An 8,740-nucleotide genomic window follows, 5' to 3' on the forward strand; every position below is an offset into this window, starting at 1 on the left:
GGATATGCTTTCACCTACTCCATAGATTCAAAGGATGATTTAATTGAATACGTTAAAAACCAGGAAAGCCACCATGACAAAAAGTCCTTTATAGAGGAACTGAAAGAACTTCTTATGGAACATGAGAAAGCACGCATATTTCATGAGGGCGTACAAAAGGTGCATTTCTTTATGAAATATGCTGGGTAAAGTTTGATGAAAAATATTTGCTTTAGTATTGTTCAACCCCTCCGGGGTTGCAATTATTGTGGTTCATATACCACGGGTTTCACCCGTGGCTATTCGGATTATTCCCCTTCAGGGAATCTGGATCTGAGTAAAAGATGGAAGCTTCCTGACAATCCAACTAACTCTGAGGTACGCATTATGACGATGAACCAAAAAAAAGAGGTGGTCACAATTTGTGACCACCTAGCGAATCTGAAGTATTCACCTCATTTACCATTTGTATTCACAGAACATGGTGCTCTGATGGCTGCTACAATATTGAATACAGAAAGATCTATTCAGGTTAGTTTATTTGTAATCAGAGCTTTTGTGAAATTGCGAGAGCTGGTAGCAACTCATAAAGAGCTGGCCTTAAAATTTAATGAGTTGGAATCGAAAGTTGGAGAGCATGATCACGCCATTATGCAATTGATGCGGACTATTCGACAATTAATGGAACCTAGTTCGTCCAGAAGAAAACTCGAATTGGGTTTTAACCTATTGGTTTTGCTATGATTGAAACTTCAAAGTCACTATCAATCTCAACTCAAGATCAGGCATTCATTGATCGTATTGCAAATCGAATCTATGATTCAGGGTTCGTGACAGCTGCCGTGTTTGCCCTGGAAATGGTCAAACCTTTAGCTTTGCTAGGCAGTCATACCATGATATTTTTCGGGCCTATAGTAAGCGCATTCATCAAGGCGGATGGTTACTATCGTGCCGCAGAGTTGTTCGAGGAACCTCGTAACGTCGAATTATTGATTACGAAGGTCGAACAGCTGGAGGAAGCACAACAAAACAAGCAAACGGAGAAGCACAGTGAAAGATAAACAATTCTGGTCTGTTGCCGGTATCATCTTCGCCCTATTCATGATCTACTGGTTTGCGGGACATCCTTATTTTGTCGCGGAACGTAGTGTCATGTTTTGGGCTATTCTCATCGTTGGTGGTATTTTGATCTATTCAACACGCATGGCAAAACGAGGAGAAAAGATTTTCCTGCGTAGTATTCCTGGTCTGAAAGCCGTGGAAGAAGCAGTTGGACGCTCCACTGAAATGGGAAAACCAGTACTCTACGTTCCTGGTATCGTGGATATGGATCAGGTAGAGACTGTGGCTGGTGTGGTGGTTCTGGGACATGTGGCCAAAATGACGGCTCGTTATGAAACCAGTCTGAATGTACCTGTTGCACGTGCCATCGTGATGAAAGCTGCTCGGGAATCCTGTCGGGAATCCTATTTGATCGAAGGTCGCCCAGATCTGTTTCATGATGATATGGTGCATTATCTGACTGATGATCAGTTTGCCTACGCCGCCGGTGTGAACGGCATCATGATCCGTGAAGAACCCGCTGCCTGTCTGTATATGGGTAAATTTTATGCTGAATCATTGTTACTTGCAGAAACCGGAAATTCCATCGGTGCTATTCAGATCGCCGGTACTGCTTCTCCTTCACAGATTCCTTTCTTTGTGACCGCTTGCGATTATACGCTTATCGGTGAAGAATTCTTTGCTGCCAGTGCCTACCTGTCGCAGGAACCAGAACTGATGGGTGGTGTCAAAGGTCAGGATTATCTCAAAATTCTGGTCATCGCAGTTACCATATTAGCAACGTTATTTAACTTTTTTCATGATCTGAATTGGATCTCCTGGGATGTCCTGGGATATCTAACAGTACAATAGGAGGTCTCATATGTTCATGAAAAGACAATTGCCCATAGCTATTGCCGCCACCATTGGTTTTATCACTCTGTTCGGCTGGTTTGTGGAAGAACCAACGATCAAATCCTTTGTGGATGATGATGCGACCCAGTGGTTTGATATTTTAGCCAGCTTCGCCATGTTTCTCGGAGCCCTCAACCTGTTGAAAATGCAGGCTATGAAGGTTATTAGGAAGCAGCGCGGATGGCCCTATGCTGCCCTGGCCATTGCTGGTTTCACTTTCTCTTTCACAGCTGGTTTCATTATGCTGGGCGCCTATAGTGTCGAAATTACCGAGTTCAGTAATTCCGCCAGTATTGCTCCCATTTTAGCCGGTGAGATCAATCAGGATGTCTTGGGCACTCAAAATATCCTGAGTGTCATCCCTCCTGGTGATACATATACCATTAGGGCACCTTACTTTACTGAAGGCGGTGCTGAATCTGTTGTTGAACAGATCAATGCCGCAGGTGGTACAGCTGAAATTCGAGCTGCTGAATGGGGTGCTCATATTGCAACTCGCGGTTCGCTGTTCAACTGGATGTTTCGCTTTATATTCACACCCCTGTCAGCCACCATGTTCGCGCTTCTGGCGTTTTTTGTAGCCTCTGCCTCATTTCGAGCCTTCAAGATCCGTAATTTTGAGGCGACCCTGTTGCTGATCTCAGGTATCATCATCATGTTAGGTCGCGTACCTATTGGTGGGAATATCTCTGCCTGGTTCATTTTTTATATTGTGGTTCTGGCTTTAGCTGCTGGGGTGAATACTTGGTTCAAAAATAGAACCTACACCCTCATTGCAGTAGTCGGTGGGCTTCTGGTTGTGACCATTGCCGGTTTTATCACGGGGTGGCCAATCGACCAACCAGGTATCTTCTATTTACCAGTGCTTCAGGACTGGATCTATAACAATCCCAACGTTGCTGGCGCACGAGCCATCATGATTGGTATCGGTCTTGGTATCTTTGCCTCATCGATTCGCTACATCCTGGGTATTGAAAAATCGTACATCGGAGAATGATCATGGAAAAATTCTTAGATTTTATCGTACGGGCCGGCAGCCTTGATCGGCGGGTCATTTTTGTGGTCATTGCTCTGGCAGTCATGTTGCCATTATTCTTCCCACTGGGACTGCCCATCAGGCCGACCAACTCATCCCAACAGGTTTATGATGTTGTGGAAGAATTAGAAGCTGGTGATAAAGCTCTGCTCTCTTTTGAATATGGTCCCAGCACCAAGCCGGAGATTCATCCCATGGCTGTGGCCTTATTGCGGCACCTGCTTTCGAAGGATGTGAAGGTTTACATTACTTGCCTCTGGCCGGATGGTCAGTTCATGGCTCTGGAAGCCCTGGAGCAGGTTGCTGATAAGCAATATGGCAAGGTTTATGGTGAGGATTATGTGCTCCTGGGATACCGACCTGGAGCTGAAGCTATCATAAAAGGTCTGGTCAGCAATATTCGTAAAGTATTTACTGTTGATTCTCAGGGTGATTTTCTGGATGACATCCCCATGATGGCTGGCGTCAATCAGGTCAAGGATTTCGACTTCCTGTTCTCTGCATCTGCCGGTTATCCTGGAACGGTTGAATGGGTTCAGTACGCCGCAGATCCTGTAGGGGTAACAATGAGTACCGGAACTACCTCGATCCAGGTGAATGAAGTCATGCCTTATGTCCAATCCGGACAGATCAAAGGTATCCTGGGCGGTATGCCCGGTGCTGCTGAGTACGAATCGCTCATTGGACAGGCCGGTATTGGCACCAGTGGCATGGATGCCCAGTCAGTAGCTCATATTGTCATCGTCGCATTTATCATATTCGGAAACATCTCGTTCTTTATTGAACGCCGGCGTTCCAAGAAATATTAGGAGACTGAATTATGAATGGTTCTGAAATATTTGGAGCATGGGTAGCGGTCTTTCTGACCCTGGGTATTTTCTCCTATTTGTACAAGGATAATCCTTTCTATAAAATTGCCGAACATGTGTTTGTCGGCGTATCGGCAGGGTACTGGATGGCCATGGCTTTCTGGACACAGGTGCAGCCAAACCTTTTTGGTCGCCTATGGCCAACACCAGAAGGTGAAATCTCTGGTTTCATGCTGAAAGCCTGGTACGGAATCTACAACTTCTTTGGTTTTATATTGCCCAGCGTATTTCCCAATGGTGGCATTGATAAGGGGCATGGACATGATCCTCACTTTATCTATTTACTGCCATTTGCTCTGGGGATCTTGATGCTTCTCAGTGTCTCGTCCAAATGGAGCTGGATGGCGCGTTTGGGTATTGCTTATACTGTTGGTATGGCAGCAGGTCTGAGAGCCTATGCCTTTTTGAATTCAAATGTATTGGGTCAAATAAAGGGAACGGCTGTTTCGTTTGTAGATATGCCACTTTTCAGCCTGACCGGTGTTAGTGTTTTTAATAATCTGATCATCCTGGTCGGTACCATTACCGGTTTACTGTATTTCTATTTCTCCAAGGAACATAAGGGCGCTTTCGGTAAAGTGACTCGTGTGGGAATCTACTTCCTCATGGTCAGTTTTGGGGCATCCTTTGGCTTTGCTGTCATGGGTCGTATCTCACTGCTCATCGGTAGATTTACAGATCTCATCAGTTATGGATCAGAGACATATCATTACGCCTCGATCTGGGTGTTGGTGCTTATGATCGTTCTATTGACCGTTTGGACCATTAAAGGTGATAAGAAAGCAACTGGTTGAACCTGAATGTAGTAGAGACGCAATGCATTGCGTCTCTACTGAATTATACAGATAAACGAACGCTAAGGAAGAATAGCCACCAATGGCAGTTTCAATTACGTTAAGAAATATAATAAAGAAATATGGTGATAAAGCCGCGCTCAATAATGTGACCTTGGGCGTGGAAAAAGGCCATATTCACGCCATTATCGGTACGACTGGTTCAGGTAAGTCCACTCTATTACGAGTGATCGCCACCTTGAGTGAACCGACCCTGGGGACAGGTTATATTAACGGTTTGAATCTGGGTGCTCGCCAGAATCAGATTCGCCATCAGATCGGCTACATGTCCCAGGATAGTCGTTTTGAGGAATCCCTGACGCTCATGGAGAACCTGACTCTACATGGTAAGCTGCATGGAATTGCCCAGGCTGATCTTCATAATCGGATCAGTGGCTTTGTGAATCGCTTTGAAGTAGTGGATAAATTGCGGTCATTTCCCAGTGAGGTCAGTTATGGTACCCGGCGTAAAATTGAATTTATTCGAGCAGTTCTGCATAATCCTACCATTCTGCTGCTGGATGAACCGTCGGCCTCCCTGGACCAGGGCTGCAAAGAGCTTATGGAGATATTTCTCAGGGAACAGAAGCTGCGATTTACCACTGTGATAGTATCAAGTAATATTGAGCAGGTCGAGCGTCTGGCTGATCGAATTTCAATTCTTGATGATGGTCGGGTAGTGGCTGATGGTACATTAAAAGAATTGAAGGAGACAGATCGCGAAAATCGCATTATTGATCTGACCTTATCTGAGACCCATGAACGGGATTTTAATATCCTGGATGCCTCCAGCCACGTCGTCTCATATACCGTAAATGGGAATCATTACGAGATCATTACTGAGGTGGATATCCCTCCTGAATCAATCATTGCTTTATTTCCTGAGCGAGTGATTAATGCTGCTTCCCGACTTCCGGCACTGGCAGATATTTTCAAGCGGATGATCAAAGCGGAGGCACTGCATGAATAACGTATTAGCAGCCCTATGGCACCGTGAGCACACGATCTATCTGCGACAGTTCACAACAGTGGGTCTCATGCCGATCTTGACTGGCCTGATCTTCTTTTTCATGTTCTTTTTACCCTATAAGTCCCTTCTGCCTGCAACGGAGATGACTCAGGTTCTGCCGTCTCTGGTTTTGGATTCATTATTGTTGACCTTATTGATCACTATATACGAAACGACTGCCCGCTTTTATTGGGAGACCCAACGGGGAAATGGAATGGCCAGCCTGTACGAGATGGGTCGCTTTAGCAGACAGCCTTCATTTTTTATTGCTCAAGCACTCATTAGTTTGGCCAAAGGTTTTGTACATCTCATTGTTGTGATGGCGATCTTGATCTTTTTAACTGAGATCTCTTTAGCGCAGATTAATGTTCAAGCAAGCATCATCTTTTTATTGCTTGGGGCACTTCAGATAGTGGCGTTGAGCAAGATCATTGGCTTGTTGGTCAAACATGCTGATACGTTGAGCAAACTAATGTATGTAGGTCTGTTACCCATGATGATGATCAGCGGTCTATTCTTGATAAAGGGTGCTCCATTGGAGAATTTCACTGAGATCGCCTTCTACCTGCCTCCCTATAACTGGATGACAGGTCTCGATGCTGCCTTCCTCAACGGTGTTATTGATTATGGTTACTTACTGATCTGTTTGATCGAGACCACCTTCCTTATCTGGTTGTCTGCGACCTTCTTCCACCTTGATGGTGATAGGTGAAAGTCTATCTAGCTGGTGCTATTGAAGCAGCTCCTGATGAGGGTATGACCTGGCGTAAGACAGTCACACAGTTTCTGAAAGATAAGATGAATTGGGAGGTCTTCGATCCATCACTACAGGAACAGGATTTCTTAACACAAGTAGAAAAAGATAACTTCCGTCAGTGGAAACATACTGATATTAAACGATTTAGGCCGGTTATTAAGAAGATCATCGATCGCGATCTTGATCAATTATTGAATAGTTGTGACGCTGTTATATGTCTCTGGGATGATTATGTGATTCCAGGAGGGGGCACCCACGGAGAGCTTACTCTGGCCTACGAACGAGGGCTGCCGGTCTATCTTGTATTGGGTATGCCCCTGGAGAAAGTTTCCTCGTGGATCATTGGATGTACCACGGAAGTTTTTTCAGGATTTGCTGAAATGGAGCAATATCTGACCTCTCAAACGCCAATAAAAATTGGTGAATAACTGCTTGACTTTCATAACTGGCTCGTTACCTTTTTGACGTTATCCTAAGGTGGGTAAGGGTTTAAGCCCATTTGAGTCGATCTAAACGATTTGTCTCAAATCAACAAAACAGTTTTAATCATTAATACAAAAAACAAGGAGGACACACTATGAACAAAGCCGAATTGATTGCAAAGATTGCCGAAGACTCAGGGATCACAAAAGTACAGGCTGAAAAAGCACTTGCTGCTTTTACAGGCGCTGTTTCAGGTTCACTGAAAGCCGGTGACAAAATTGCTTTAGTTGGTTTCGGTACTTTTGATGTATCAGCTCGTGCAGCCAGAACTGCTCGCAACCCACGCACAGGTGAAGCGATCCAGGTTCCTGCAATGAACGTTCCTCGTTTTAAAGCTGGTAAAGGTTTGAAAGAAGCCGTCAACTAGGCTCTTTGCTTTATATCAATTGAAAAAGGCGTGATTTATCACGCCTTTTTTTTACGAGGAGGTTCAGATCATGGAAGCTATTTGCAGGGTTTCTCTGGATGCGATCACAAATAATTTTCAATACTTCCAAGATCGCGTATTACCCGCCCAGGTAATTCCAGTTGTGAAAGCCAATGCCTATGGTCATGGAGCCGTTGAAGTAACGCAACACCTCCATCAGGAATTGGGAGTCACCTTGTTTGCAGTGGCAACACTTGAAGAAGCTTGTCAACTGGCCACCGCCTTTCCTCAGATTTCTATCCTCATATTTTCTCGCGTTTTTGCTGAAGAACTCATTCACCTTCCAGAGAATACGATCTTAACCATAGGATCGATGGAAGATGCCAGTATGCTCAGGAACTCAGTCCATGCTGGTATCAAGGTTCATCTGAATGTGAATACGGGCATGAATCGGCTTGGATTAAGTCCTGACCAGGCTATGGAACTTATTGCTGATCCCAAATTCCCCTTGGCCATAGAAGGAGTGTACAGCCACTATTCGTCATCTGACACAGAAAAGGCCACTGTCTTCAGTCAGCAAAATGAAATGTTTAAGAACTTCGTGATGAGAACCCGTCAACATGGCTTTAAAGGCATGATCCACATGTCCAACTCAGCCGGCACATTGCATAGCGGTCAGGAACATTATGATGCTGTTAGACTGGGGATCGGACTCTATGGCTATGACACAACACCTGGTCAGCAACATCAGCAGTTTCTTGAACCTGTTATGGAAGTATTGGCTCCCTTGGTTCGTGTTGAACGGATCAGAATCGGGGAATCCGTCAGCTATTCAGAGAAATGGCGAGCATCAATAGACACCAATATTGGTACGTTGCGGATAGGTTATGCAGATGGTTATAGTCGCGCGTTGACCAATCGCGGCATGGTTTCTTTCCAGGGGAAGACCTATCCGGTTATCGGAACGGTCACCATGGATCATATCATGATTGATCTTGGACAGGAGTTTGTGTCATCTGGTAGTCTATTCACGGTCATGGGGGGAGAGATTCCCTCAGTTCAGGTGGCGTCGATTGCAAGTATGTTAAATACTATCACTTATGAAATATGCTGCGGGATATCGCCCCGGGTAGTTCGTAAATATTAGCTTTCCACATTGCTACCCCTGACGAGGCGAAAGTATCTTACAAAAGCTTGTCATGGTTTAACCTGCATTATTCATGAATTATTGCCACGAAGACACTAAGTCACGAAAATTATTAAAGTTATGAACAAGGTCATTTTAAACAGTATTATTTGCATCTGTGAGTGATAATTTTTGATCAGCATATATTTTATTAAACTTTGTGTCTTGGTGACTTAGTGGCTATGAATTATTTAGGTTAAAATACGGATTGGAATCGTAAACAGGAGTCTCGGAGATGGGTAAGGGGAACTCACAAATAATGAGT

At 44.6% G+C, this 8,740-nt stretch carries 12 protein-coding genes; all 12 read left to right on the forward strand.

The window, feature by feature from the left end:
• Positions 1-189 (forward strand): hypothetical protein (locus U9Q77_11985; protein MEA3288077.1); only part of this gene is annotated, 189 nt, incomplete at its 5' end.
• 6 nt (positions 190-195) lie between these two features.
• Positions 196-723: a hypothetical protein gene (locus U9Q77_11990; protein MEA3288078.1), complete on the forward strand. Its 528-nt coding sequence runs from the start codon at positions 196-198 to the stop codon at positions 721-723.
• Positions 720-1,040 carry a hypothetical protein gene (locus tag U9Q77_11995; protein MEA3288079.1) on the forward strand — a complete coding sequence of 107 codons (321 nt, stop codon included), beginning with the start codon at positions 720-722 and terminating at the stop codon, positions 1,038-1,040. The genes U9Q77_11990 and U9Q77_11995 overlap by 4 nt, the downstream gene beginning before the upstream one ends.
• Entirely contained in the window at positions 1,030-1,893 is an 864-nt protein-coding gene (locus U9Q77_12000; protein MEA3288080.1) for a DUF6754 domain-containing protein, read from the forward strand. Before U9Q77_11995 ends, U9Q77_12000 begins: the two co-directional genes overlap by 11 nt.
• A 16-nt stretch (positions 1,894-1,909) precedes the next feature.
• Positions 1,910-2,932: a hypothetical protein gene (locus tag U9Q77_12005; GenBank protein MEA3288081.1), complete on the forward strand. Its 1,023-nt coding sequence runs from the start codon at positions 1,910-1,912 to the stop codon at positions 2,930-2,932.
• A gap of 2 nt (positions 2,933-2,934) precedes the next feature.
• Positions 2,935-3,780 (forward strand): hypothetical protein, encoded by an 846-nt coding sequence (locus U9Q77_12010; protein MEA3288082.1) that lies wholly within the window; start codon positions 2,935-2,937, stop codon positions 3,778-3,780.
• A gap of 11 nt (positions 3,781-3,791) precedes the next feature.
• Complete coding sequence (locus U9Q77_12015) at positions 3,792-4,634, forward strand: hypothetical protein (protein ID MEA3288083.1); 843 nt, start codon at positions 3,792-3,794, stop codon at positions 4,632-4,634.
• Between the two features lie 82 nt (positions 4,635-4,716).
• Positions 4,717-5,643, forward strand: a complete 927-nt coding sequence (locus tag U9Q77_12020; GenBank protein ID MEA3288084.1) for an ABC transporter ATP-binding protein — start codon at positions 4,717-4,719, stop codon at positions 5,641-5,643.
• Positions 5,636-6,394, forward strand: a complete 759-nt coding sequence (locus U9Q77_12025) for an ABC transporter permease (protein MEA3288085.1) — start codon at positions 5,636-5,638, stop codon at positions 6,392-6,394. The genes U9Q77_12020 and U9Q77_12025 overlap by 8 nt, the downstream gene beginning before the upstream one ends.
• A complete protein-coding gene (locus tag U9Q77_12030; protein MEA3288086.1) occupies positions 6,391-6,867 on the forward strand; it encodes a hypothetical protein in 477 nt (158 codons plus the stop codon). The genes U9Q77_12025 and U9Q77_12030 overlap by 4 nt, the downstream gene beginning before the upstream one ends.
• A gap of 149 nt (positions 6,868-7,016) precedes the next feature.
• Positions 7,017-7,289 carry an HU family DNA-binding protein gene (locus U9Q77_12035; GenBank protein ID MEA3288087.1) on the forward strand — a complete coding sequence of 91 codons (273 nt, stop codon included), beginning with the start codon at positions 7,017-7,019 and terminating at the stop codon, positions 7,287-7,289.
• Positions 7,290-7,359: 70 nt separating this feature from the next.
• Positions 7,360-8,436, forward strand: coding sequence for an alanine racemase (alr, locus tag U9Q77_12040; protein ID MEA3288088.1), 1,077 nt, complete (start codon positions 7,360-7,362; stop codon positions 8,434-8,436).
• The last annotated feature ends 304 nt before the right edge of the window (positions 8,437-8,740 follow it).

It is taken from the genome of Candidatus Neomarinimicrobiota bacterium, from assembly GCA_034716895.1.
In the GTDB taxonomy this organism is placed as follows: domain Bacteria; phylum Fidelibacterota; class UBA8477; order UBA8477; family JABMPR01; genus JABMPR01.

Bases quoted from the DNA above. Each gene is read 5' to 3' on its own strand.
- U9Q77_12010 (MEA3288082.1), top strand. From the start codon at position 2,935: ATGGAAAAATTCTTAGATTTTATCGTACGGGCCGGCAGCCTTGATCGG.
- U9Q77_12035 (MEA3288087.1), top strand. From the start codon at position 7,017: ATGAACAAAGCCGAATTGATTGCAAAGATTGCCGAAGACTCAGGGATC.
- U9Q77_12015 (MEA3288083.1), top strand. From the start codon at position 3,792: ATGAATGGTTCTGAAATATTTGGAGCATGGGTAGCGGTCTTTCTGACC.
- U9Q77_11990 (MEA3288078.1), top strand. From the start codon at position 196: ATGAAAAATATTTGCTTTAGTATTGTTCAACCCCTCCGGGGTTGCAAT.
- U9Q77_11995 (MEA3288079.1), top strand. From the start codon at position 720: ATGATTGAAACTTCAAAGTCACTATCAATCTCAACTCAAGATCAGGCA.
- U9Q77_12020 (MEA3288084.1), top strand. From the start codon at position 4,717: ATGGCAGTTTCAATTACGTTAAGAAATATAATAAAGAAATATGGTGAT.
- U9Q77_12025 (MEA3288085.1), top strand. From the start codon at position 5,636: ATGAATAACGTATTAGCAGCCCTATGGCACCGTGAGCACACGATCTAT.
- alr (MEA3288088.1), top strand. From the start codon at position 7,360: ATGGAAGCTATTTGCAGGGTTTCTCTGGATGCGATCACAAATAATTTT.
- U9Q77_12005 (MEA3288081.1), top strand. From the start codon at position 1,910: ATGAAAAGACAATTGCCCATAGCTATTGCCGCCACCATTGGTTTTATC.